Raw genomic sequence first — 23,469 nt, forward strand, 5'->3', positions numbered from 1 at the left:
CTACCATTCAATCATCAGCGTCCGGTTACTCGGGCTTAATACTTCAATGCTCTCTGAACAAGCCACCAAAGAATACGAATCGCTCACCACAGGTGTCGGGCGTGTGGAACTCACCGACTGGACTACGGTACGGCTCAGTGGCGACGACCGAGCGAGCTTCCTACACAATCTCTGCACGAACGACATCAAGAGCCTGCAACCAGGCGACCAGTGCGAGGCATTTCTCACCGATGTGAAAGGTAAGATCGTCGCGCACGTGTTGGTGTTTTCCGCAGCAGAGCAGTTGATCCTGCTCACAGTCCCCGGTCAGGGCAATGTGATTGTTTCTCACCTCGACAGGTACCTCATTCGAGAAAATGTAGAATTGTCTGACGATAGCAATGATCGGAGTTGGTCAATTATCGCTGGAGAGGGGCTCGCGAAATCCGCTGCGACCATACAAGCACTTCTTTGCCCTCTGGTGCCAGCGCCGGCTTATCTCTTGGCAAGAGCCGCGGAGCATCAGCCGTTGGAAGGGGAGATGCTTGCACGAATGGATGCCAGCGATTGCGGCCCCGATGTCCTTAACGCCCTTCGTATCGAAGCCGGCTGGCCACTGTTCGGTACGGATTTCGATGGCACCAACTTGCCGCAGGAGATCGCCCGCAACGAGTCGGCCATCCACTTCAACAAGGGTTGCTACCTAGGGCAAGAAACCATCGCCCGCATCGATGCCCTTGGCCGCGTCAACCAGGAACTACGTCAAGTGAAGTTAGCCCACGCCGTCCCGGCGGCGCTTCCTATTGATGTGTTTCTCAAGGAGAAGAAGGTCGGTCGACTCACGTCTGCCAGCTACTCGCCTAAGCATGAAGCAGTCGTCGGCATCGCCATGCTGCGCCGCGAAGCGTTGGACGACTCCAGTGCAGTGCTACTTTGCGATGGTGCCCCGCTCTCTATCCTGAATCGCGATTAACTTACCCGAGCGGAATTTGCCAGCGTCGGCTCCTCGAACTCAGCGAACCAGCCAGTGAGCTTCGACAATCCGTCACTACCTTTGGGAACTTCGCCCAGCAACTTGAATTGGTTGGAGGCGATAGCCTCTCGCAACGAGGCCAACCGTTCCGACAGTTCCTCAAGAAATCGCACCTGCTCACCGGCTGATAGCTCAGTACGAGATAATTTCATTGCTCCCGCTACGTTGCGGCGTTCCACCTTGCGCAACTTCCCAGCTGCAACGTCATAGAGTTGCCCCCCGGAGTAAGCCCGCCGTAATTGCTTCTCGCGATTGAAGTGAAAGGCGGGGTCTTCATCGAAGTAGAGGCTCAACGCCTCACCTCGAAACCCGGCAAAGATTGGCACTTCGGGCGAGTTACTCAAGCCTAACTTCACACGCGGTACCAGCGCGACGGCGTCTCGCAGCAAGTCTTCACGTTTGTGTGTCTCGCGAGCCATCAGTAAGAACCAAACAGGCCAGGGGGAGAATTAGACAGGGTAGTCAAGAACAGAAGCAATCTTGTCGATCCTGTAAATTCTGTCAGAAACCCTACGACTTGGAAACTGGAGCCAAACCGCCTGTCAGAACATTATTCGGGTCTGTCGCAGAGATCTCACGAATTTCTTCACGCACGGCAAAGAATGCCTCGACCACGTTCTTGTCCCATTGCTGGCCTGCGCCGTTTCTTAAGATGGCGTCAAGTTTCTCGACTGGCATACCTTTGCGATACGGCCGGTCGCTGCCCATCGCGTCGTAAGCATCGGCTACGGCGACAATTCTAGCCAGCAGTGGTATTTCATTGCCTCGTAGGTGATGTGGATACCCCATGCCGTCCCACGATTCGTGATGATGCAGCACCAGTGGCAAGATATTATCCAATTGGCGGACGCCCTTGAGGATGTCGTAACCAAATTGGGGATGTTGCTTGATGTGCTCAAATTCTTCGGCGGTAAGCTCACCCGGCTTATTGAGAACTTGATCATCGATACCGATTTTTCCGATATCGTGCAGCAACCCGCCCAGATAGATGGTTTCGATTTCTTCCTTGGAAAGCCCTAGGTGTTCTGCCAAGCAAACCGAAACCCTCGCCACTCGATCACTATGACCAGAGGTGTAACGATCTTTCGCATCAATGGCCGAAGTGAGCGCATGCACGGCACTTGAGAACAATTGTTCCTGATCGCTAAAGCGTCGTAAATTGCTGCTGTGTACGCTCAAGATGGTGCCAGCGCTGGCTAGCAGTTGCGACTCGACTGAACCAAACTCTTTCAGTTCTGCCTGCTCCGAGCCGCGATGGTTGAGCGCCAGCAACCACCCTTGTTGCCGGTCCGCTTGGTTGAGCGGCACGCAAATTAATTCCCGCACTGTCGGGTAGTACCAAGTTGGTAGCGACGTCTCAGCCCGACTCAACACCATGGTCCGTTTGGAAATTTTCGGATTGAGACGATGCGTAAATTCAATGAGCGAATTAAGATCGATCGGGCATTCGCCGTAGGTTAGCACATCGACCGAATCCCCCAGTTGCAATTCATACTCGCCTGGGTTTTCCGCTTGCCGTGCCACAACGGCCAAGCATTGTGCAGGAATCGAGTCGCTCAGCCAACGTAGCGCGTCCTGCCAGAGCGTCGCTTCGTTCTGGGCCACATGAAGTTGACCGGTAATCCGATGCAAAAGATCAAGTTCGACATACGTATCGTCTGCATGAGCAATGGCCTCGTCGCGCTGGTTGCGCATTTTACTGACGGCAAGATCTTGCGTGAGGTTCTCAAGCGAGATCTCTGCTACTTGAGTGAGCAGCCTCACCGGCCAGACTTCTATTTGTCGAACAGCGGCCAATGCACGCGAGGCGTCCATGTCAAAGACTTTGGCTGCCTGAGCGATTTCCGTTTCACAAGAGACTAACGCGGTAACAAACAGCGCTACCGCAACATAATCTTGCCCACATTCGAGGCTGTCCAGCGGAATGGCAAGCAGTGCGAGGGGTGATTCCTCCTCGATAATCTCTGGCGTGCCCCGCTGTGCGACTTCTTTGAGCACGGAAAGATGATTGTAGACATCGTAATGCAGTATCGCAGGCGATGTCCGGACCAATTCGCCCGTGTCGGCACAAACAAGCGAAAACGGTCGGTCAAACGTGCGTTCGAGCTTGCGAATCGCCACTTCCAGTCGGGCCGGACAGGCGCGTACACCACCCAATTTCGCCGACACGTCGACGGGGGATTCTTGCGCAAGGATATCCTGGCTGAGTAAAGGCACGAAAGCAGTTGGGGGATACGGCGGGACCAGCGCAGGCATGACAAGGCATGCAGGCTAGTGGTTACTGAGAGATCTTGTGGAGCCGAGACTGTGGTGCAGGGAAAGAATGAGGGCGCAACTGCGCTAAGGTCGGGATTGGTCGAACGATTTACGGGTAGCCGTCCCGCAGCGGCGGAGAATGCAACGGCAGTAACGATTACACAGGCCAGCTGCTCTCGTTGAGCTACACCTTGTCGTCGTGCCGTCGCTCGCGATAACGCCGGCTAGCCCGTTTGAGCACAGCCTGATCTTCTTCAGAAAGCCGGTCGAAGCCGACTTCGTTCATGTGAGCCAAGATATCATCAACCCGTGCATCTTCTTTGGTTTCGCGATCGCGTTTCTTACGGTCGAGCGCTTCTTGCTGTTTTTCCTGCAAGTGTTCAACGAGCACCACGGCGCGATCGTCTTCTAACCAGTCGGCGCTCAGCCATTGTTCGTCGTCGGAATCCAGTTCGTCGATTGCTAGACCCTGGTCGTAACGATGCTGTCGCGACATGCGATTGCCGCCGTATAACAAGACGATACCCAACAGCGACAGAGGGAACCATGCCGGCACCAGTCCAGTCTCCATGCTTCCGCCCACCCACTGATTCTTCAACACAATTGCCAGCACAAAAGACGCGGCTGCCGCACCGAAGGCGATATGCGACATAGCAGCAGTCGCAGAAGAACGCCCGACCAGCGGCCACAATAAGCCGTGCAGCATGTCGGCCCCGTCGCACGGGTGGACAGGCATTAAGTTCAATAGCAGCAACCAGCAGTTCACCCAGACCATCAGTTGAGCTAAGAGATGCAGGTTATTTGTGCTCGGCGTGATTTGGGGATTCAATGGCGAGAGCAAACCAATCACGTCCGGCTGGCCGTGCGCAACTAGTGCACACGCAGATGCAACGATGAGTCCCAGGTAAGTGAGCGGTCCAATGAGCGCCGAAACCAAATAGGCGGGAGGATCCGACGGCAAGTGTGGGCGCGACCAGCCCCCTGTGGGGCCAAGCACCACCAAACTGGTGCGTCCTCCCACGCGATGCACGACGATGAATCGCATAAGTTCGTGCAGGCAAACACTCACCACCAGCGCAGAACTCGCCAAGAAAGCAGCCCGAAACGACACCGCTGATGACATGTCCGCACAGAGCATGGCGCTGAGAATGATCAACGGCAGGTAAAGGTGTAGGCGCAGCTCTACCCCATGCCAGCGGCCGAGGCTAAGACTCCAACTGCCTGCTGCGTTCCCGCTCATATCGATTCCAACAACCTGTTGGCCAACAATTGAAATACCAGCAACCTGGATACCGGTGCCTATCCCCATTCCGCGCAGCGATACCTTTGCGGTAGTTTCTATCCTACCCGTAAGACAGAAAATGGCAAACCGAGTCTGCCAAAATGCCCAATTTTAAAGGAGGAACTCGCCGAAATGCCCGAAAATCTAGAAGATCGATTGTTGCTTGAGACCGCCCGATTTCGCGTGGTGGAGCGCGCCCAACCGACACCACCGGGGCAGCCTCGAGTTGCCCGACAAGTGGTGTTGCACCCGGGAGCAGCAGTCATTCTGCCGATTCTCGACGATGGCCGTATCTGCCTGATCCGCAATCTGCGGGTCGCCGTCGAGAAGACCCTCATCGAGCTGCCCGCTGGCACGCTCGATCCGGGCGAAGCGCCGCTGGTGACCGCCCAACGCGAACTCCAAGAAGAAACCGGCTACACAGCCGCCAAGTGGCAAGAGCTGCCCGGTTTCTTCATGTCCCCCGGGATTCTCAATGAACGCATGCACGTGTTTGTGGCTGAAGGTCTCAGCGCAGGCGATCCAGCGCGCGAAGCCGGTGAGCAGATCGAAAACCTGCTGCTCCCCGCCGAAGAAGCCATCGCTATGGCTCAACGCGGTGAAATCGAAGACGCGAAGACGCTGGCGACACTGCTCATGTGGAATCTCAGTCGTACCCCGTAACAAGCTTAACGCAGTTATGGCATAGCAAGTTTCAGAATGAGCCGTCATCGTCCCAATGCTGCGCGCACAGCCAATCAGCCCGCTGCCTTCGCACCTAAACGCGGATTCTGATAAAGCACCTCCGCCAATAGCTCCGGCGAGCCCGCGAAGCCATCTCGCTCATAGTGCCAACGCCGATCGGTCGGTACGTGCTCAGGCAGGAAAGGCCACGGGTCGAATGCTTCGCGCCCGAGCGCCGCAGCCAGCTTGCAAGAGTCGAGTGTCACGTTGCCAGCCCGTGGTGGCATGGGGCCAGCTTCGATTCTGGGGCAACCCTGTAGCAGTTTGGGATCGTACCCGCCCACGCGATTGATCACTTGGGCAATCTCGTAGAGCGAAAGGTTCCGCGGTCCGCCCGCATGAAAAATGCCGGCTAGGTCAGTGACGAGAACTTGTTCGTAAACGCGATTTAAGCAGTCTGTGTATGTGGGCGTGCGTACCTCATCGTAGTACAGCGTGGCTGGGCGGTTCTTCGCGAAGCGGGATTGAATCCAGTCGATCGCCCCCGCGTGGCCGTTGAAGCTGATACCCATCGGCAGTGAAATTCGCAACGTGCAAGCTGCGGGCAGGTAGTCGGCGATAAGTTGTTCTGCCGCAACCATCGTCTTGCCGTAGACGGTAACCGGATCGGGTCGGTCGGTTTCCTGGTATGCGTGCTGCCGACGGTCGACTTCGCTGTCCACACCAGCAAACACCAAATCGACCGAAGTGTGTACTAGCCGCACGTCACGATCCGCCACGACCGCGGCCAAGTTCGTGAGTCCTTCCACATTGGTACGCCAAGCGAGTCGGGAGTCCAGCTCGCAGGATTTCAAAGCGCAGTTGCCCGCACAATTTAGCACGGTTCCAAACTCGTACTCATCGAACAGTCGCTCCAACACATCGCGATCTTCCGCATCACAGGCGAAGATGTTTGGCCCCGATAGCGGCCAATTGTTCTCTTGCCGAATCCCAACGACTTGCCCCGAATGGCGTTCCGAAAAGTAGGTGAACGCGTTGTAACCCGCTACGCCGGCAACTCCGGTTACGAGCAAGGGTAGGGCAGGGGAGTGGTTTTCTGGTGAGGGCATGGGTGCATTGTAGTGAGAAAGTATCCACCATGTCATTCCTCGGTCGCCAAAGCTCGGAGGAGTTCCAATTCTCACGATCCTCCCACCTGTAACCCCAGTCCGTCACGGACCTGTTTTATGAGGTAGAGTTTAACGCCCCGTTTTGCAGAGAGTCTGCCTTAGTAGTAGAGATCTCCGCCCTCCCGAAAACTCCCCACCCCAAAGTCTCCGATGTCGGAACTCCCCCCCACGGTCGCTACAGCGACCAAGCCTGCGCCTGCAACCACAGATAGCAACGCGGCAATTCTTGCTCGCCTAAATGCAGCAGACCGCGCAATTCGTGAGTGCCTCGATACAATCGAGACCAGCGAGCCCAACTCACCTGCGAAAGCTACCAGTCAGCTGGAGCTTACAGTCGTGATGCCTTGCTTGAACGAGGCAGACACCCTCGCCGTGTGCATCGAGAAAGCCCAGCGGGCGATGCGGGAGCACGATATCGATGGCGAAGTCGTGATCGCGGACAACGGTAGCACCGATGGCTCACTGGAAATTGCTGAGCAGCTTGGTGCCCGCGTCGTCCACATTGCCGAGAAAGGTTACGGCAACGCACTACGTGGTGGCATTAGCTCCGCCCTCGGCAAATACGTGATCATGGGCGATGCGGACGATAGTTATGACTTTCTTGAGATCCCAAAATTCGTCGACAAGCTGCGCGAAGGTCACGATCTCGTACAAGGTTGCCGCCTGCCAACTGGCGGCGGAACGGTGCTGCCTGGGGCCATGCCGGTGACGCATCGCTGGATTGGCAACCCGATGTTCTCCCGTCTCGTGCGGCGGATGTTCAAGGCGCCAATTCACGATGTCTATTGCGGCCTCCGTGGCTTTACTAAGGAGCACTACGACCGGCTCGACCTGCGAGCTAGTGGAATGGAGTTCGCCACCGAGATGATCATCAAGAGCAGCCTTTTTAAGACCGACATTGCCGAGGTGCCTACAACACTGCACCCCGACGGTCGCAAAGCACACGCCCCGCACCTGCGAACCGTACGCGACGGCTGGCGCACGCTGCGATTTTTCCTCATGTACAGTCCCCGCTGGTTATTCCTCACTCCTGGCTTAGGCTTGGTACTGCTTGGCTTCCTCGGTTACTCCCTTGCGATTCCTGGAGTCGAAGTCTTCGGCGCAACTCTCGACGCACACACGCTACTCGTTTCGAGCCTGTTCGTGCTCACCGGTTTTCAATTGGTGCAGTTTGCTGCTTTTGCCAAGACGTTTGCCGTGTCGGAAGGCCTCGTGCCATTCGACAGGCGGCTCGAACGAATCTGCGAAGTGCTCAGTCTCGAACGCTGCCTCGTAGCCGGAAGCATCGCCGCTATAACGGGCATCGGTTTAATAGCTGCTGCGACCAGTAGTTGGCAAGCTGCGGGTTTCGGAGCACTGGATTACGCATCGACAATGCGCTGGGTTATCCCCGGCGTTACGCTAGCCGCTTTGGGCTTTCAGACGATTTTCGCCAGCTTCTTCATCAGCATCCTGAGGATGGCACGCCGGAACTAGCTTTCCATCTAAATGTTAGCCGTCGAACTTGTTCGACGCGTGGTAGGAACACAAGCCACGCGTCGAGCAAGCTCGGCGGCTAACGAACGTGTTGGCATCCTGACATTTCTGGAAACCACTTCAATGTCCACAACTGCGATCACCGAAGCCCAGTTCGACGTCTACTCCACGGAGTACGAAGCTGCGCTCGGTGAGGGGTTGCGCTACTCCGGCGAGGGTCCGGAGTACTTCGCCCAAAAACGCATCGAGTGGACGGCCAAGCTGCTTCAGCAGCTTGGTGACCAGTCAATGAGTGATCCGCAGCGTGGTACTCCTCCTGCAAACCTACTCGACTTCGGTTGCGGCATTGGCATAGCCGCCCCAGAACTTCACCGCGTGTTCCCTGGAACAACCCTGTGGGGCTACGACCCCTCGACGGTCGCCATCAAGCGAGCCGTCCGTGAGTTGGCCGACGAGCAAACCCGCTTCACAGCAGACCCCAGTCAATTACCTAGCGAGAACTTTGATCTCGTTTACACCAACGGCGTGTTCCATCACATTCCGCCGAGCGAGCGACAAGCTGCTTTTCAATTGATCTGGCAATCGCTTAAGCCGGGCGGACGGTTTGCGTTTTGGGAGAACAACCCCTGGAACCCCGGCACACGCTGGGTGATGAGCCGGGTACCGTTCGACCGCGATGCGGTTACCATCAGTCCGCCAGAGTCGCGTAGGTTACTCAGAGGTTCGGGCTTCAAGATCGAGCGTACCGACGCCTGGTTCTTGTTCCCACGCTCGTTAGCTTGGCTGCGCCCGCTGGAACGGCTCGTGCACCGCTTACCGCTGGGCGGGCAGTACTTGGTCATGGCGAGGAAACCCGAGGCATCAGCATGAACGGTGCCTTCGCGAGATCGCGTGCTTTAGGAGGTCACACCGTCTCCCGCCCATCGATTGCGGTTTCGCTGTTAGCCGGTTTGACACTGGTGATTGGCGTCTCGGTATCGCTCGCACGCTGGCCCGAGCCAGTTTTTCACGATGAGTTCGCTTATCTCTTGGCCAGTGATACGTTTGCAGAAGGCAGACTCGCAAACCCGCCGCACCCCATGTGGCGACACTTCGAAACCTTCCACGTCATTCACCAGCCGACATACGCATCGAAGTATCCGCCTGGGCAGGGATTGATGCTCGCGCTCGGACAAATCGCTTTAGGAACTCCACTAGCCGGTGTATGGTTCAGCTCCGTAATTGCCGTGGTGAGTTGCTACTGGATGCTGCTCGGCTGGACATCGCGCAAGTGGTCGTTCGTCGGCGGACTGATTTGTGCGACGCATCCGGGTCTGCAACTCGTGTGGGGGCAATCGTATTGGGGAGGGTGGCTTGCCTTTGCCGGTGGCGCTTTGGTTGTAGGTGCGGCTGTCAGGATGATTCACAGGCATGCCATTCGCGACGCGCTACTCATGGGCACAGGTGCCGTGCTACTAGCGCTGACTCGGTCCTTCGAGGGATTCGTGCTTTGTCTTGCAGTCGGTGCTTGGATTGCCGACCGTTGGCTCCACTCACGGCCGATATTGTGGCGCGAAATCTTGGGCCGATCAGTGGCCCCTCTGGCAGCAGTCCTGGCACTGCTCGTTGTGGGGTTAGGAACGTACAACAAAGCCGTCACTGGCCACGCTACCACGATGCCCTACGCCTCGCACGAGGCCGCCTACGGCCGATGCCCATTGTTCCTTTGGCAAGCACCACAGGAAGCGCGAACGTACCAGCACGAAGAGATCGCCCGTTTCCACAATGAATGGTCGATGAATTGGTACCACGATCAAGAGTCAATTGCTGGGCTCATAAAGACAAAATCGGATATGGGCTGGCACTCCATGAAGCTCTTCTTCCCGACGCTCTTAGCGCTGCCTCTAGTGTTCGTGCGGCCTTGGAAGCTGGGGCGACTGGCGCGTATCGTAGGAGTCTTGTTCATCGTTTGGCTGGCCACGCAATCGACAGTCTGGAATTTCCCCCACTACGTCGCTCCGCTCGCCCCCCTGCTGATCTTACTCATGGTGTGGGGCTTGCGCCATCTGAGCATCCTGGGCCGGCGCAGGTTGGGGGTTCGGCATCTGGTTGCAGGCTTGCTTATGCTTCATCTGCTCTCGTTCGTGAGCATCGCAAACAACTACGTGCACGCCTCCCAGGCCGGGTGGGCGGTCGAGCGGGCTCGAATTGCTGCGAAACTAGCAACTGATGACGACAAGCATCTCATTTTTGTGCGGTACGACGAAGACCACAGCGTCTATCACGAGTGGGTCTACAATCACGCGGACATCGACGGATCGAAGGTCGTGTGGGCCAGAGAAATGGGTCCCGAGCAGAATGCCGAACTAATCGACTACTTCGTCGATCGCAAAGTGTGGCTGCTAGAAGCCGATTGTGAAAATACGCAACTGGTTCCCTATAAGAATCATTCCGCGTTAGCCGGCGAGCTTGCTCGCCGTGAACTACCTGCGCGTTCAGATTCTCCGCGACGAACAAGTTCGTCGGCTAATGAAACCTTGCCAACAATGAATCAAGCAGCTCGACAGCGCTCAACAAACGCCGCGTAATCCGCATGTGTATCAATGCCGCGTGTCGCTTGCTTCACCGTGGCAACGAGAATCGCATCTCCCTGTTGTAGAATGCGTAGTTGCTCAAGCTTCTCGATTTGCTCCGCGGGGCTCGGTGGCAATTGGGCTAATCGCAACAGTGGCCAGCGGCGATAGGCGTAGATGCCAATGTGTTGATGGAATTGTGCTGGCTGGGCAGTAAGCAAGTTCTCGTCCCAATCTCGCGGGTGAGGAATTGCCGAACGGCTGAAATACATTGCCTCGCCCCGATTGTCGAACACCACCTTCACGCAGGCTGGATCTTCAAGCGACTCCCGATCACGAATCGGCGTCGCGAGTGTTGCCACGCCGGCTCGCGGGTTGGCTTCCAAGGTATCAAATAGCTTGTCGATATCCGCCGGATTGATCTCCGGTTCGTCCGCTTGGAGGTTCACAATAATCTCAGCGTTTGGCAAGCTGGTTGCGGCTTCGGCCACGCGATCAGTGCCACTGGTGTGGTCGGGACTGGTCATGACGACACTCGCCCCAAATCGCCGCGCCTCTTCAGCCAGCAACTCATCGTCCACGGCGATGATCACCGCATCGGGCTGCTTCGCCCGACAAGCCGCCTCGTAAGTATATTGCAGCACGGTCTTGCCGGTTTCTCGAAGCAGCAGCTTTTCCGGCAACCGTGTCGATCGTCGGCGGGCGGGGATGATGAGTACCTTGCGGGCATTTTTCATGACGAACGTCCCTAACTTGCAGATTCCATGGCAGAGTGAGAGGAGGGAACCGTCGCGAAGAGTACGAGATTCGTCATTTTAGAGGAACCCCAAGCAGCACCGAAAAAAAGTCTCCACATGATGGGCCCCCAGCGCGAATTGCGGCGGTTCTCGAACTCCACCAACCTCTTGATGGCAACCTTGGTAATTAGGGCAAACCCACGGCTTGCGCCGGAGGACCAATTGCAACGCAGAGTTAAATTTTCCAGCCCTGTGGCTCGATAACGTCGATGGTCCGAAGTCTTGCTAGTTGCTAAACTTGCAGCAGGTAGTTACTGGTTTTTCCTTCTACAATTCGCAAATCGTCTATGTGTGGCATTGTTGGATACATCGGCCCGAAACCGGCCGCCGGATTCTTGCTCTCCGGGCTCCGCCGGCTGGAGTATCGTGGCTACGACAGCTCTGGAATCGTCACGATCGAGGATGGTGAGTTAGTCGTTGAAAAAAGTGCCGGTCGCGTGGAACGACTCGCCAGTTTGCTGAAAGAAAGCAACCCGCAAGGCAGCGTCGGTGTAGGGCACACCCGCTGGGCAACCCACGGCCCGGCGACAGACGAGAATGCGCATCCCCACCTAGGCGGCGGTCAAGTTCTGGCGCTCGTCCACAACGGCGTCATCGAAAACTTCCGCTCACTCAAGCAAAAACTGACTGCGAAGGGCTTCGAATTTCACACCGGTACCGATACTGAGGTCGTCGCCCAACTGGTTGCCTACGAACTCGATCAGCTGGATGCCGACGAAGCCGATGACCTCGACCCGTACGCACCGCTGGTCGCTGCTGTGCAGGCAGCGCTCGTACAGCTCACCGGCACCTATGGCTTGGCGATCGTGTTCCGCGATTGGCCCGACGCCATCATCGTGGCGCGCCTCGGTAGCCCGTTGGTGATCGGGGTAGGCAATGGCGAACACTACATCGCTAGCGATGGCTCGCCGTTGGTCGGTAGAACTGATCGCATTGTCTATCTCGCCGATCACGAACTGGCCGTCGTCACGGCAAATACCATTCGCGTCGTGCATCGCGACCAAGGTGATGTTCGCCACGACGTGAAGCTGCTGGATGTCGAGTCGAACGAAGTCGAACTGGGCGAGTACCCGCACTACATGCTCAAGGAAATTTTTGAGCAGCCTGAAACGGTTCGCAACGCCATGCGAGGGCGTCTCGATCGCGACGAGGCGACGGCTGTGTTCGGCGGTTTGAACCTTACGCCGCAGCAACTGCGCAACATGGACCGTTTCATGCTCACCGCGTGCGGCACGAGCTGGCACTCGTCGCTGGTGGGAGAGTACATGATCGAAGGCTTAGCGCGCATCCCCGTTGAGGTGCAATACGCTAGCGAACTGCGCTACCGCAACCCGCCACTCTCCCCCTCGACCTTGCTGTTCGCAATCACGCAAAGTGGTGAAACGATCGACACGCTGGCTGCCCTACGAGAAATGAAACGCAAGGGACATCCCACCATGAGCATCTGCAACGTCGTGGGTAGTACGATTGCTCGTGAGTCGGATGGCGGTATCTATCTTCACGCGGGGCCAGAAATCGGTGTCGCCTCGACCAAGGCTTATACCTCGCAATGCGTAGTCATGGCACTGCTCGCACTGTATTTCGGCCGGCTACATCACTTGAGTTACGAGGCCGGCTTGCGGATTGTCGAAGACCTGGAAGCACTGCCTGACCAAATTGAAACCGCCCTGACTTCGAATCGTGTGGCAAAAGAAATCGCAGCGAAGTACGTAGACTGCGACAACTTCCTGTACCTGGGCCGTCAGTACAATTTCCCCACCGCGCTTGAAGGTGCGTTGAAGCTCAAGGAAATCAGCTACATCCACGCGGAAGGCTACCCTGCCGCAGAAATGAAACACGGCCCAATCGCGCTGGTCGACGAGAACACGCCCAGCGTGTTCATCGTGCCGCGCGGCGGCGTGTACGACAAAGTACTCGCCAACGTGGAAGAGATCAAAGCGCGCGGCGGACCAGTGATCGCCGTGGTCGACGACGGCGACGATCGCGTTGCCGAACTGGCAGACGATGTGATCGTCATGCCCACAGTCGCCGACTTCCTGCAGCCAATAGTCGCTGCGATTCCGTTGCAATTGCTCGCTTACCATATTGCTGTGCTTAGGGGCTGCGACGTTGATAAACCGCGCAACCTCGCGAAGAGCGTTACGGTGGAATAACGCCCCTAGTGACCGTCATAGCGAAGTAACCCAAGCCCCGGGGCAGCGGCCCGCCGGTGCGCACCAGCAGGCCGTTGGCCCGCGGCTATTCCCCAAATTCCACTAACGCTCAATACCGCGACTTGAACAACGCACCAAAAACGCCCTCTTCGCCCAAAATGCTCGTCGCGATCTGCACCTACAACGAGCGAGAGAATCTCCCGACGCTCGTCGAAGCGATCCGCGAAGAGTTGCCTGCGGCAGACTTGCTGATCGTCGACGACAATTCCCCCGACGGCACCGGCCAGTGGTGCGACGAACTTGCCCAGAGAGAACCCTGGTTCACCTGCCTGCACCGCGCAGGAAAGCTAGGCCTGGGGAGCGCATCGTGGCTCGCTCTGCAATCAGCTGTCGAGCTCAACTACGACACAATTATCACCATGGACGCCGATTGGAGCCACCCACCTGCGGCACTGACGCAAATGCTGGCAGCAGGCAAAGATGCGGACGTCGTGATCGGTTCCCGCTACTGCCCCGGTGGCAAGATCGACGGCTGGCCCATCTCGCGCTACCTTATGAGCCGAACGGTGAACTTCGCCACAAGACTCGCGCTCGGGCTCCCCGCCCGCGATTGCAGCACCGCGTATCGGCTCTATCGAGTGGAAGCTTTGCGGAAGCTCGACTTCACGCAACTCAAAGCCACCGGCTACGCCTACCTGGAAGAAATTCTTTGGCAACTCTCTCGCCAGGGAGCGACGATTGCCGAGGTGCCGATCACGTTCTCCGAACGACGCGCTGGAGCATCGAAGGTGACATTCTCCGAAGCGTTGGGTAAGGCCAAGACACTCGCGTCACTTGCTAGGCGACGCGTTGTGGGTTCGTAGAAAGCTCTTTCAAGTTCCGCTAGCCGACGACCTTGGTCGTCGCGGGGTTTGCGAAACAACCGAGCGTTCGGCAAGCTCGGCGGCCAACAAAACCTAGCAAGCATCGGCAATTTTTGAAATAACCAGCGTCAATTAGCCGCATATCGAGTCACCTACCCCGTCGTTAACCAAAAGCCCTTTGAGCCAGAGGCCATAGACCGCTCAGGCTCAAAAACCACTCGCATAGTGGGTGGATTTGAGAATCGTTCTGCCACATTTAGGGGCTGCCTTCGTGAGGTGTGTGTCACGCCGGAGGCTCGAACCGCATATTGGTAGGAACCTCAGTTGGGTCAGTCATGTGTTAGATAAATTGGTGCCCAAACTGACAGCGGTTTGGACAACCGCTGTCACTTGGCGGGTGATTTCGAATGTCGCCACTCTGCCTCGGCGTTTCTCGCCGAACGCACATAGCTATATATCCCCAAGGTGCTTCGGACATACTCGCCGACGCAGGTTAGCAACTCGCAGTTTCCCCACTCGGTGGTTCACTCCTCGTGTGGAACGCTCGGGCCAAGAATACGGTGAATGGACGTACACATTTGGCCGTTTTCGGGCCGTCCGTAACTTGCGTAGGACGATGAGTCTTGGTGGAGTTAGCAATTTGCTAAATCTGCTACACGCATGTGTTCAAAGCGGCTTGGGTAACCCCGCAACCACCGCGACTCATGGAGTAAAAGGGGATTTTCTAACTTATGTAGTGAAGTAGGATGTCCCCTTTTACCCCTTGAAGCTAGCGTAAGCCGCGTCCGAATGCTCAGCTGTTCGGTTTGTAGAGATTGGACTAGACTAGTTCTCTCCCACCTCATGGAGGAGCCCGATGCTATTCAGCTTACAGCTATGTATTTTACTCTTTAATGTGCTGGACCCCACATCTCTAGCACATGCTACCGATGCTGGGAAAGCTGACGAGCAAGAATGCGGCCCCGTGTTTATGCTCGATTTGACTCAACCAATGCAACATACAATGATGGGTTTTAACCACCAAGGGCCTCCGCCTTGGTTGAATGGCAATATCGCTGCTACGCAACACCAATCTATAGTCAATATTCACTCGGAGAATTTATTGGCTCTAAAAAAGTGTCGGGGGTTTCGCTCACTAGCCGTTCGGTCGATTGGCGAGAGATGGCTTATGGTGGTCGACGAGCGGGTTGGCAATGGGTGGCTTCTTTCTAGGCCGTTCTATAAAGCTCCACCAGAGCAACTCGAACTTCTTGGTCGATATCGCAAACACTTCCGTTTACCCGTCCAAGCGAAGAATTTAATTGGCACGTCTTGGGAACTTGCTGAACGGCAGCAAGAGAATCGAGGGCTTCCGTTCGATGTGCCCCGGGACATACTCACCCGTATGATGCCAGGTAATACATTAGAGTTTCAAAGACTGTCGGTAGCGTGCAAGAATACACCAGTCGGCACAGAAGTTGAAAGAGGCTGGTTTATTATTGAAGGAAAAGATACAGGATGTTTGCTTATTTGTGACAAGGACGATGTGACCGACGACTATGAGGCGATTACTTTCGAAATACTTGAACTAGACGATGCCCTTCACCTTATCCCTTTAGAGTATGGTCAAGGAAGCTATAGTGGAGGCACGGGGAGCACGAACCTACAAGTCAACAACAACACTTCATATGTTCGATATCGTCGAATAATCAACACAAATTAGCTAAGTAGTGTTGGACGATGAATTCGGTGCATCTTAGCAAAATCCTTTTCTAGCACTGGAGTGAAACTCTCGTGCACTTTCGGGCAGTACGGAATTTGCCGCGGTGTCGGACCATTTCCGAGGCTCGGATTCAGGCAGATTCCACCCGAGGTGGGACTCTCCTCGGCTGGAAACTGCTTGATTCCAACTAGCGTCGGCGTGGACGTCCGAGGCGAGTTCGGCAGATCCCAAAATGCCCTCGGCTTCATCGTCCTGTGCGTCGAAACTGGCTGCGATTTGGGCAGATTTACTCCCGGAGGTGTCGATGACCTCAGTCTCGAACGGCAGCCCCAAAATCGGCCAAATTCATCGTTTGAGGAACAAATCTGGCCATTTGCTAACTGACTAAGGAGGCATCGACCTGGGCTAGTTCGGGATAAGTCCTCATTGCCATCGCGCATCAACAAGTGTCGCTTAGATCATGCTAAGTCCTTTGATCATATCGATCTTGGATTGCTCCTTGGAAGCTAATCGTGCGTGGCTGGATGCAACGCTTGTCGGCAGCCGGCGCAATAATCGTTCGAATGAGTGAGATAGTACGCTAAGATGTGCGTCCAGCTTTCTGTGCGAACGACTTCTGTTGCTTTGCACCAAAAGATGCCCGTTTCTAGCCTATCGGGACCATCTTCATGATTTCCAAGGGGAAAATCATGAGTTAGGACCTCCGACGCAAATCACAATTATTGGCAAACTTCTGCGAGTATGCAGTGGCGAGCGAGGTAGACTCAGTCTTCTGGGATGAGCTTTCGCCACTTAACGGCACTCTCGGTCCTTCAAAACAACCTATACTTACGTCGCTTACGCCCTTTTTTGAAGTCTTGGGGCCCGAGGCGAAATTGTTGCCTAGGCAGGCAAGCGGAACTGATTTCTTAGCAAAGCGCATCAGCGGTATATTTTGAGTAGTAATTATCACCCCCTCAACCATTGGTCAGTCGAATGGCTTTTGATACTGAACCGTGGCAAAATTATGAAATACGTCGGTCCCATCTCATGTGGATCGCCTTGGGTATTTTGGTTGTCGCTGTCGTTTCTACTTCTATGTACACGGTGCAAGCCGAATCGCAGGGGATCGTGCTTCGCTTTGGGAAATACGTGAAGACGGTAGATCCCGGTCTACGATTCAAGTTCCCTCTTGGTATTGATCAAGTGTCGATTGTGCAAGTGAAGCGCCAATTGAAACAGGAATTCGGTTTTGGCACCTCGGGCGCTACCAATCCGACGCAGATTTCGACAGAGTCGAAAGAAGAACGCAGTATGGTTACTGGCGATCTCAACGCGGCGACCGTCGAGTGGATTATTCAGTATCGCATTCGTGAACCGCAATTGTTCTTATTCAACGTTCGTGATCCTGGCAATACGCTGCGCGACATTTCTGAATCAGTCATGCGCACGGTTGTTGGTGACCGCACTGTGGATGAAGTGATTACTGTAGGTCGGCAAGAGATCGAATCGGAAGCGCTTATCCAACTGCAAACTTTGGTGAATAAGTACGAACTCGGATTAAGCATCGATCAAGTTCAGTTAAAGAATGTTAATCCGCCGCTGAAGGTCCAACCCTCATTCAACGAGGTCAACCAAGCTCAGCAGGAGCGTGAGAAGCTGATTAACATTGCGAACGGAGAGTACAACAAAGTGATTCCTCGCGCTAGCGGAGAAGCGGAACAGAAAATCCAAGCTGCTGAGGGGTACGCGTTAAAACGTGTTAACGAGGCTCAAGGCGACGTATCGCGCTTCAATGCGGTGTTGGCCGAATATCTCAAAGCGCCTGAAGTGACGAAGCAACGAATCTACGTCGAAACAATGCGAGAAATCATTCCCAAGCTGGGCAAGAAGATCATCATTGATGAGAACGCCAGTCAGGTATTGCCGTTGTTGCAGTTGACACCGGACGTGCAAAGGAACTCCCAATGAAACGCTTGATCCAGTATTCCCTGCTTCCCCTCTTGGCGGTGGTCGCCTTCCTGTTATTCAACGGCGCGTACACCGTGTCGGAAACCGAACAGGTGATCATTACGCAGTTTGGTAAACCTGTTGGCGACCCTGTGACTGCAGCGGGTCTGCACTTCAAAACGCCGTTTGTCCAGGATGTCACGCGTATCGAGAAGCGGATTTTGGAATGGGACGGTCGTCCCAATGAGATGCCGACCAAGGACAAGACCTACATTGTGGTCGATACGTTTGGTCGTTGGCGGATCAAGGACGCCAAGCAATACTTCCTTCGTTTACGGGATGAGCGCAGCGCCCAATCTCGCTTGGACGACATCCTCGGTAGCGAAACTCGCAACGCCATCGCAAAGCACGAACTGATCGAAGTGATTCGAACGACGAAGGACCGCGAACCAGCTCGCGACGCCGCCTTGGTCGACGCACCAGGAGATATTGGAATGCTGTATCCGATTACGATGGGCCGGGCGAAAATTGAACAGGAGATTTTTGAAAAAGCTGCGAGCAAGCTTTCCGACTTTGGCATCGAGTTGCTAGACATTCGCTTCAAACGGATTAACTACAACGAAAGTGTGCGCGAGCAAATCTACGAACGCATGATCAGTGAACGCCAACAGATTGCCGAACGATTTCGTTCTGAGGGTGAAGGCGAAGCGGCAAAGATCGAAGGCAAGCGGGAACGCGAACAACTGAAGATCGAGTCTGAGGCGTACAAACGCGTTCAAGAAATCCAAGGTTCCGCAGACGCAGAGGCAACACAGATTTATGCTGAAGCGTACAATCGAAGCCCCGAATCGGTTGCCTTTTACGAGTTCATGAAGACGATGGAGACGTACCAAGAAATGCTCGATCAGAATACGATGCTTATCCTGACGACTGAGAGTGACATCTTCAAATATCTCAAAAATATTGAGCGACCAAGCCCGTAGCGCAACTCCACGACACCTGCCAAGCAGGTGCCATCATGCGTCCATGACAGTCCTGTGAAAGCTTGTCTGGGAAACTCGCTTCGCGTCCTCGGTGGCAGACATCCAGACAGCCAGACAGCCAAGGAGCGTACCGGTCGCAACAGTCCTGCCGATTGCGCCACCCTCACCAGCCGGCTCTATTCGTGACCTACCCTTTCTAGTTAAGTCGATCTTGTTTTGGTCGACTTTTAGAATCCGCGATCTAGTAAGGGCAAAGCAATGGGCAACGGACGAATTGGTATTCTCACTTCAGGTGGCGACTGCCCCGGGCTGAACGCGGTTATCCGTGGCGTAGTCAAGGCGTCCGAACAGCTCGACTACGAGTGTGTGGGCTTCCTCAAAGGCTACGAAGGTCTGCATGATCCCGTTCGCTACATCAATCTCACTTGCAAGAACACCACGGGCATCCTCAACGAGGGGGGCACGATTCTTGGTTCGACGAACAAAGGACGATTCGCTGCGACCGTGGGCGTGGACGATCGCGTCGAGCTTGATCCCGAACTGCTCGCCGGTGTAAAGACCACCATCGACCAACTCGGCATCCAAGGTTTGGTGTGCGTGGGTGGCGATGGCTCGTTGGCTGTGGCTCAGCAATTTCATGAGTACGGCATTCCTGTGGTGGGCGTACCGAAGACGATCGACAACGATCTTTCGGCGACAGCATTCACCTTCGGCTTCGATAGCGCGATTGCCTGTGCGACCGAGGCACTCGACCGCCTGCACACGACCGCTGCTAGCCACGAACGCATCATGGTCTTGGAAGTCATGGGTCGCCACGCCGGTTGGATTGCCTTGCACGCTGGTATCGCCGGAAGTGCGAATGTGATTCTGATTCCTGAGCTCGATTGGACCTACGAAGATGTCTGCCACAAGATTCTCGATCGCGAAAGTCGCGGCGAACGCTTCTCTCTAGTCGTAGTAGCGGAGGGAGCTGAGCTACCTAGTGGTGGTCACGTCGGCGAAGCACAAGCTGGTGCTCAGGCCCGCTTAGGTGGAATTGGTCAGGTCGTTGCTGCAGAGATTGAGCATCGCCTCCATCGCGAAACCCGAGTCGCTGTGCTTGGCCATCTGCAACGGGGCGGTTCTCCCACGACATTCGATCGCGTGCTCGCCACGCAATACGGGGCTCATGCTGTGAGATTGGTGGTGGAAGAAAAGTTCGGCCACATGGTTTGCTACAACCCGCCAGAAATCGATAGCGTTCCGATTATGGCCGCTGTGAACCGGCTTCGCACGGTCAATCCCGAAGGCTCTGCTGTACAAGCAGCTCGTGCCTTAGGCATCAGCTTTGGAGATCGTCCCGTGAGCCTGAGTCCCTTCACCAGTAATCTTGAGGCGGCAGAGCAGCTTGTTGATGGCTACGACGCAGCCACAGCCGACGATATCGAAATGGACGCCGAGTTCGTCCTCGAAATGGCAGAAGCTGCTGCAGAAGAAGCTCTGGCCGAATAGTGTCCCTAGCACTAGTCCTCCGGGTTCGCTTCTCGCCATAGAGTTTCGATTGGGCAGAATTAGCTCTACCTAGAACGACAAAAAGCTGAAACTGGCCCCTGCCTACTGCCCCTTGCCAACTACCAACGCATATAATCATGCGTGATGGACAGCGAGGAACAAACCCGCCGAGCAGACACGCAAGGCCGCACGGAAGGACTGCAGCCGTGGGGTGCCTGGGAGCCCACAGAGCCAACTTGGCCACAACAGTTAGTGCTGCCGATGTTGCTGGCGCTGGGGTGGTTGCTGTTCGAGCTGACGGCCAATGCCACCCTCGCCCTGTTCATTGCCTGCCTGCGGTTCGGCTGGCAAGATTTCCGCACGGCCATCTGGCTGCGCCGTACGGATCCTCATCCGCGTCGCGCGAAAGCCGGATTTTGGTTCTATCTCAGCTCAGGAATCTGGAAGACGGCAATTGTTCCCGTGCTCGCCGTGTTCGTCATTGGAATTCTTTGGGCCATGTTCGCATCCGCGCATGAGGACCCCAACGAAGTACTGGTGCGCCAGATGGCGTTCGCCCTGGCCGTGGGCATGGGCGCATCAGGCATTCTTGTGATCGTCGTGGGTGTTGCCGTCGCTTTTTCACTTTCGGGGAGCTTGCGCATGTGGATCCATCACGACTTGCATCGCTCTCGCCGCGAAAATCTCTGGCCGCCCGAATGGCCGCACCCACTCTGGAGACACGACAATCGCGGCCGCGCGATTCTGGCGACGGCCCTTATCGTACTCACTGTCACCTTGCCGCTCTTGCTCTTCCCGCTGGCCGTGATGCTTGCACCCGGGGCGGAGATTGCCGTGGTGCTCGGGATCGTATTCGGCGTGCCGATCACTTCGACGTTTCTCTACGCCGCGCTCCGCGACAAAGTGTTTGCCTCATCGCCGGAAGAGTGCTGGCCCGAGTCGGTGGTGCTTTCGCCAGAACTCGCGGCGCAGCGGATATTGTCGGAAGAAATAAGTGGCTAGCAACAAATCCCCACGACGTATTCGGAGGCATTTGGTCAGCAAACCTCTTGCTCCAGTCAAATGGAGTGATTCCTAGGATTCGAGTAGTTTGCTCACCGAGCTTCAATCCTCATCCCGCAATTTCGCCAGCGCCTCATAGTCTTCTAGCGTCGTAGTATCCCCCACGATTTCTTTCCCGGCAGCGATATCTTTGAGCAGCCGGCGCATGATCTTACCACTGCGCGTTTTCGGTAGCGAAGCAGTGAAGCGAATGTCATCCGGCTGAGCGAGCGCACCGATTTCCTTGCGCACATGTTGCTTCAGTTCGTCACGCAGTGCCTCGTTCGGCTCGGCATCGGTCACAGATACGAACACCGCGACCGCTTCGCCCTTGAGGTCATGCGGGCGGCCCACCGCAGCAGCTTCGGCCACTTTGGGGTGGCTTACCAAGGCACTTTCGATCTCGATCGTACTCAAGCGATGCCCCGAGACATTCAGCACATCGTCGATTCGGCCCATGATCCAGTAGTAGCCATCCTCATCGTAACGCGCATTGTCGCCGGCGAGATACTTGCCTGGCACCTTTTCCCAGTAGACTTCCTTGTAACGATCCATGTCGTTCCAAATACCGCGAAGCATGCCCGGCCAAGGCTCGGCAATCGTCAGCCAGCCACCTTGGTTTTCGTCCACTTCGTTGCCGCTTTCATCGACGATTTTCGGAATGATGCCCGGCAATGGTTTCGTGCAACTGCCCGGCTTCGTGGGGATTGCTCCCGGCAGTGGGCTCATCATGATGCCGCCGGTCTCGGTTTGCCACCACGTATCGACGATTGGGCACTGCTGGTTGCCGATTTTTTTGTGGTACCACATCCATGCTTCGGGATTGATCCCCTCGCCAACGGTACCGAGCAAACGCAGACTCGAAAGATCATGCTTCTCGACATGCTCGTCGCCCCACTTGATAAACGCCCTGATAGCGGTTGGAGCGGTGTAGAACGTGGTCACTTGGTACTTCTCAACGATCTCCCAGAAGCGGGCCTCATCGGGAAAGTTCGGTGCGCCTTCGTACATCACACAAGTCGCACCGGCGGCTAAGGGGCCGTAAACCAAGTAACTATGCCCGGTCACCCAACCGCAATCGGCCGTGCACCAAAACACATCCTCGGCCTTGTGATCGAAGACCCACTGGAAGCTTTTCTTGGCGAAGAGATTGTAGCCAGCGGTGGTGTGCAGGATTCCCTTCGGCTTTCCCGTTGAGCCGCTTGTGTAAAGGATGAATAATGGCGTCTCGCTATCCAGTGGTGTCGCTGAGCAATCGTCGGAGGCTTTCTCAACAAGATCGCCCCACCAATGGTCGCGCCCTTCCTGCATTTCGACTTCTTCTCCAACACGATTTAGTACGATGCAAGTTTCGACTGTAGGCGACTTCGCAAGTGCTTCATCGACAGTCTCTTTAAGCTTTAGTACTTTTCCGCGCCGCCACGCGCCGTCGGAGGTCAGTTGCACTTTTGCCTTGGCATCGTTATTGCGATCGGCAATCGCCTCAGCGGAGAAGCCTGCGAATATTACCGAGTGAATCGCCCCAATCCGCGCGCACGCCAGCATCGCGATCGGCAGCTCCGGTGTCATTGGCATGTAGATGGAAACGACATCGCCTTGCTCGACGCCCACGCCTTTGAGCACATTGGCAAATCGACAAACTTCCTTTTGCAGCTGATTGTAAGTAAGCGTGCGCGTGTCGCCTGGTTCGCCTTCCCAGAGGATCGCGGTCCGGTCGCCGTGGCCCTGATCGATATTGCGATCCAGGCAGTTGTACGCAGCGTTAGTCTTACCGCCTGAGAACCACTCTGCTACGCACGACTCTTCATTCCAGGCGAACGTTTCTTTGAAAGGTTCGAACCAGTGCAATTCCTTCTTTGCCAAGTCGGCCCAGAACGCTTGTGGGTCGGCTGCCGCCTCGTCCCACATACTTTGGTAGTCTTCCATCGACTTGAGACAAGCGTTGGCCGCGAAATCAGCCGGTGGCGGAAACAACCGATTTTCATGCATGACACTATCAATATTACCACTGGCAATTTGGCCACTGGCTACGCTAGTTGGGTCGGAAGTCGACATCGACGAAGGTCCTTGAATCGAAAGTAGAAGACAAAGCAAAGATCC

At 55.7% G+C, this 23,469-nt stretch carries 18 protein-coding genes; 12 read left to right on the forward strand and 6 right to left on the reverse strand.

Translation table 11 applies throughout. From position 1 onward, the window contains the following. Positions 1-46 precede the first annotated feature (46 nt). Positions 47-952, forward strand: a complete 906-nt coding sequence (ygfZ, locus tag HG15A2_RS05620) for a CAF17-like 4Fe-4S cluster assembly/insertion protein YgfZ (RefSeq protein ID WP_145058656.1) — start codon at positions 47-49, stop codon at positions 950-952. Here ygfZ and HG15A2_RS05625 read toward each other — a convergent pair. The 3 genes from HG15A2_RS05625 to HG15A2_RS05635 all read right to left on the reverse strand — a co-directional run bounded on the left by HG15A2_RS05625 (position 949) and on the right by HG15A2_RS05635 (position 4,508). Next, a complete protein-coding gene (locus HG15A2_RS05625) occupies positions 949-1,431 on the reverse strand; it encodes a hypothetical protein (RefSeq protein ID WP_145058658.1) in 483 nt (160 codons plus the stop codon). The genes ygfZ and HG15A2_RS05625 overlap by 4 nt on opposite strands. Before the next feature lie 91 nt (positions 1,432-1,522). Beyond that, positions 1,523-3,268: an HD-GYP domain-containing protein gene (locus HG15A2_RS05630; RefSeq protein ID WP_145058660.1), complete on the reverse strand. Its 1,746-nt coding sequence runs from the start codon at positions 3,266-3,268 to the stop codon at positions 1,523-1,525. Between the two features lie 184 nt (positions 3,269-3,452). Next, positions 3,453-4,508: a metalloprotease gene (locus HG15A2_RS05635; protein ID WP_145058662.1), complete on the reverse strand. Its 1,056-nt coding sequence runs from the start codon at positions 4,506-4,508 to the stop codon at positions 3,453-3,455. Between the two features lie 174 nt (positions 4,509-4,682). Between HG15A2_RS05635 and HG15A2_RS05640 the strand changes: the two genes are divergently transcribed. Then, on the forward strand, positions 4,683-5,213 hold the full coding sequence (locus tag HG15A2_RS05640) for an NUDIX hydrolase (RefSeq protein WP_145058664.1): 531 nt from the start codon (positions 4,683-4,685) through the stop codon (positions 5,211-5,213). Between the two features lie 74 nt (positions 5,214-5,287). On the opposite strand, the gene HG15A2_RS05645 is transcribed toward HG15A2_RS05640, so the two are convergent. Beyond that, entirely contained in the window at positions 5,288-6,322 is a 1,035-nt protein-coding gene (locus tag HG15A2_RS05645; RefSeq protein WP_246117892.1) for an SDR family oxidoreductase, read from the reverse strand. Positions 6,323-6,532: 210 nt separating this feature from the next. On the opposite strand from HG15A2_RS05645, the gene HG15A2_RS05650 reads away from it, so the two are divergent. The 3 genes from HG15A2_RS05650 to HG15A2_RS05660 are packed head-to-tail and all read left to right on the forward strand — an operon-like array spanning position 6,533 to position 10,425. After that, the gene (locus HG15A2_RS05650; RefSeq protein WP_218932343.1) at positions 6,533-7,858 is read left to right on the forward strand and encodes a glycosyltransferase family 2 protein; all 1,326 of its coding nucleotides are present in this window, start codon (positions 6,533-6,535) and stop codon (positions 7,856-7,858) included. A gap of 12 nt (positions 7,859-7,870) precedes the next feature. Then, entirely contained in the window at positions 7,871-8,728 is an 858-nt protein-coding gene (locus tag HG15A2_RS05655) for a class I SAM-dependent methyltransferase (protein WP_145058668.1), read from the forward strand. Further along, the gene (locus tag HG15A2_RS05660) at positions 8,725-10,425 is read left to right on the forward strand and encodes a hypothetical protein (protein ID WP_145058670.1); all 1,701 of its coding nucleotides are present in this window, start codon (positions 8,725-8,727) and stop codon (positions 10,423-10,425) included. Before HG15A2_RS05655 ends, HG15A2_RS05660 begins: the two co-directional genes overlap by 4 nt. Here HG15A2_RS05660 and kdsB read toward each other — a convergent pair. Then, positions 10,389-11,147, reverse strand: a complete 759-nt coding sequence (kdsB, locus tag HG15A2_RS05665) for a 3-deoxy-manno-octulosonate cytidylyltransferase (protein WP_145058672.1) — start codon at positions 11,145-11,147, stop codon at positions 10,389-10,391. The genes HG15A2_RS05660 and kdsB overlap by 37 nt on opposite strands. A gap of 347 nt (positions 11,148-11,494) precedes the next feature. Between kdsB and glmS the strand changes: the two genes are divergently transcribed. The 7 genes from glmS to HG15A2_RS05700 all read left to right on the forward strand — a co-directional run bounded on the left by glmS (position 11,495) and on the right by HG15A2_RS05700 (position 21,330). Further along, positions 11,495-13,360 (forward strand): glutamine--fructose-6-phosphate transaminase (isomerizing), encoded by a 1,866-nt coding sequence (gene glmS / locus HG15A2_RS05670; RefSeq protein WP_145058675.1) that lies wholly within the window; start codon positions 11,495-11,497, stop codon positions 13,358-13,360. Positions 13,361-13,518: 158 nt separating this feature from the next. Beyond that, positions 13,519-14,223, forward strand: a complete 705-nt coding sequence (locus HG15A2_RS05675) for a polyprenol monophosphomannose synthase (RefSeq protein WP_145058677.1) — start codon at positions 13,519-13,521, stop codon at positions 14,221-14,223. A gap of 856 nt (positions 14,224-15,079) precedes the next feature. Further along, the gene (locus HG15A2_RS05680) at positions 15,080-15,925 is read left to right on the forward strand and encodes a hypothetical protein (RefSeq protein ID WP_145058679.1); all 846 of its coding nucleotides are present in this window, start codon (positions 15,080-15,082) and stop codon (positions 15,923-15,925) included. 975 nt (positions 15,926-16,900) lie between these two features. After that, entirely contained in the window at positions 16,901-17,875 is a 975-nt protein-coding gene (gene hflK / locus HG15A2_RS05685) for an FtsH protease activity modulator HflK (protein ID WP_145058681.1), read from the forward strand. Then, positions 17,872-18,837, forward strand: coding sequence for a protease modulator HflC (gene hflC / locus HG15A2_RS05690; protein WP_145058683.1), 966 nt, complete (start codon positions 17,872-17,874; stop codon positions 18,835-18,837). Before hflK ends, hflC begins: the two co-directional genes overlap by 4 nt. 258 nt (positions 18,838-19,095) lie before the next feature. After that, the gene (locus HG15A2_RS05695) at positions 19,096-20,328 is read left to right on the forward strand and encodes a 6-phosphofructokinase (protein WP_145058685.1); all 1,233 of its coding nucleotides are present in this window, start codon (positions 19,096-19,098) and stop codon (positions 20,326-20,328) included. A gap of 141 nt (positions 20,329-20,469) precedes the next feature. After that, positions 20,470-21,330 (forward strand): hypothetical protein, encoded by an 861-nt coding sequence (locus HG15A2_RS05700; protein ID WP_218932344.1) that lies wholly within the window; start codon positions 20,470-20,472, stop codon positions 21,328-21,330. 102 nt (positions 21,331-21,432) lie between these two features. Here the strand turns inward: HG15A2_RS05700 and acs are convergent, their stop codons facing one another. Continuing rightward, entirely contained in the window at positions 21,433-23,424 is a 1,992-nt protein-coding gene (acs, locus tag HG15A2_RS05705; protein WP_145058689.1) for an acetate--CoA ligase, read from the reverse strand. Positions 23,425-23,469 lie beyond the last annotated feature (45 nt).

This window comes from Adhaeretor mobilis (genome assembly GCF_007741515.1).
GTDB lineage: Bacteria > Planctomycetota > Planctomycetia > Pirellulales > Lacipirellulaceae > Adhaeretor > Adhaeretor mobilis.

What these genes read in the sequence shown, in the direction of transcription:
- hflK (WP_145058681.1), top strand. Translation starts at nt 16,901, where the DNA reads ATGGCTTTTGATACTGAACCGTGGCAAAATTATGAAATACGTCGGTCC.
- glmS (WP_145058675.1), top strand. Translation starts at nt 11,495, where the DNA reads ATGTGTGGCATTGTTGGATACATCGGCCCGAAACCGGCCGCCGGATTC.
- HG15A2_RS05655 (WP_145058668.1), top strand. Translation starts at nt 7,871, where the DNA reads ATGTTAGCCGTCGAACTTGTTCGACGCGTGGTAGGAACACAAGCCACG.
- HG15A2_RS05650 (WP_218932343.1), top strand. Translation starts at nt 6,533, where the DNA reads ATGTCGGAACTCCCCCCCACGGTCGCTACAGCGACCAAGCCTGCGCCT.
- kdsB (WP_145058672.1), bottom strand. Translation starts at nt 11,147, where the DNA reads ATGAAAAATGCCCGCAAGGTACTCATCATCCCCGCCCGCCGACGATCG.
- HG15A2_RS05645 (WP_246117892.1), bottom strand. Translation starts at nt 6,322, where the DNA reads ATGCCCTCACCAGAAAACCACTCCCCTGCCCTACCCTTGCTCGTAACC.
- ygfZ (WP_145058656.1), top strand. Translation starts at nt 47, where the DNA reads ATGCTCTCTGAACAAGCCACCAAAGAATACGAATCGCTCACCACAGGT.
- HG15A2_RS05695 (WP_145058685.1), top strand. Translation starts at nt 19,096, where the DNA reads ATGGGCAACGGACGAATTGGTATTCTCACTTCAGGTGGCGACTGCCCC.
- hflC (WP_145058683.1), top strand. Translation starts at nt 17,872, where the DNA reads ATGAAACGCTTGATCCAGTATTCCCTGCTTCCCCTCTTGGCGGTGGTC.
- HG15A2_RS05660 (WP_145058670.1), top strand. Translation starts at nt 8,725, where the DNA reads ATGAACGGTGCCTTCGCGAGATCGCGTGCTTTAGGAGGTCACACCGTC.
- HG15A2_RS05640 (WP_145058664.1), top strand. Translation starts at nt 4,683, where the DNA reads ATGCCCGAAAATCTAGAAGATCGATTGTTGCTTGAGACCGCCCGATTT.
- HG15A2_RS05635 (WP_145058662.1), bottom strand. Translation starts at nt 4,508, where the DNA reads ATGAGCGGGAACGCAGCAGGCAGTTGGAGTCTTAGCCTCGGCCGCTGG.
- HG15A2_RS05625 (WP_145058658.1), bottom strand. Translation starts at nt 1,431, where the DNA reads ATGGCTCGCGAGACACACAAACGTGAAGACTTGCTGCGAGACGCCGTC.
- acs (WP_145058689.1), bottom strand. Translation starts at nt 23,424, where the DNA reads ATGTCGACTTCCGACCCAACTAGCGTAGCCAGTGGCCAAATTGCCAGT.
- HG15A2_RS05680 (WP_145058679.1), top strand. Translation starts at nt 15,080, where the DNA reads ATGCTATTCAGCTTACAGCTATGTATTTTACTCTTTAATGTGCTGGAC.
- HG15A2_RS05675 (WP_145058677.1), top strand. Translation starts at nt 13,519, where the DNA reads ATGCTCGTCGCGATCTGCACCTACAACGAGCGAGAGAATCTCCCGACG.
- HG15A2_RS05630 (WP_145058660.1), bottom strand. Translation starts at nt 3,268, where the DNA reads ATGCCTGCGCTGGTCCCGCCGTATCCCCCAACTGCTTTCGTGCCTTTA.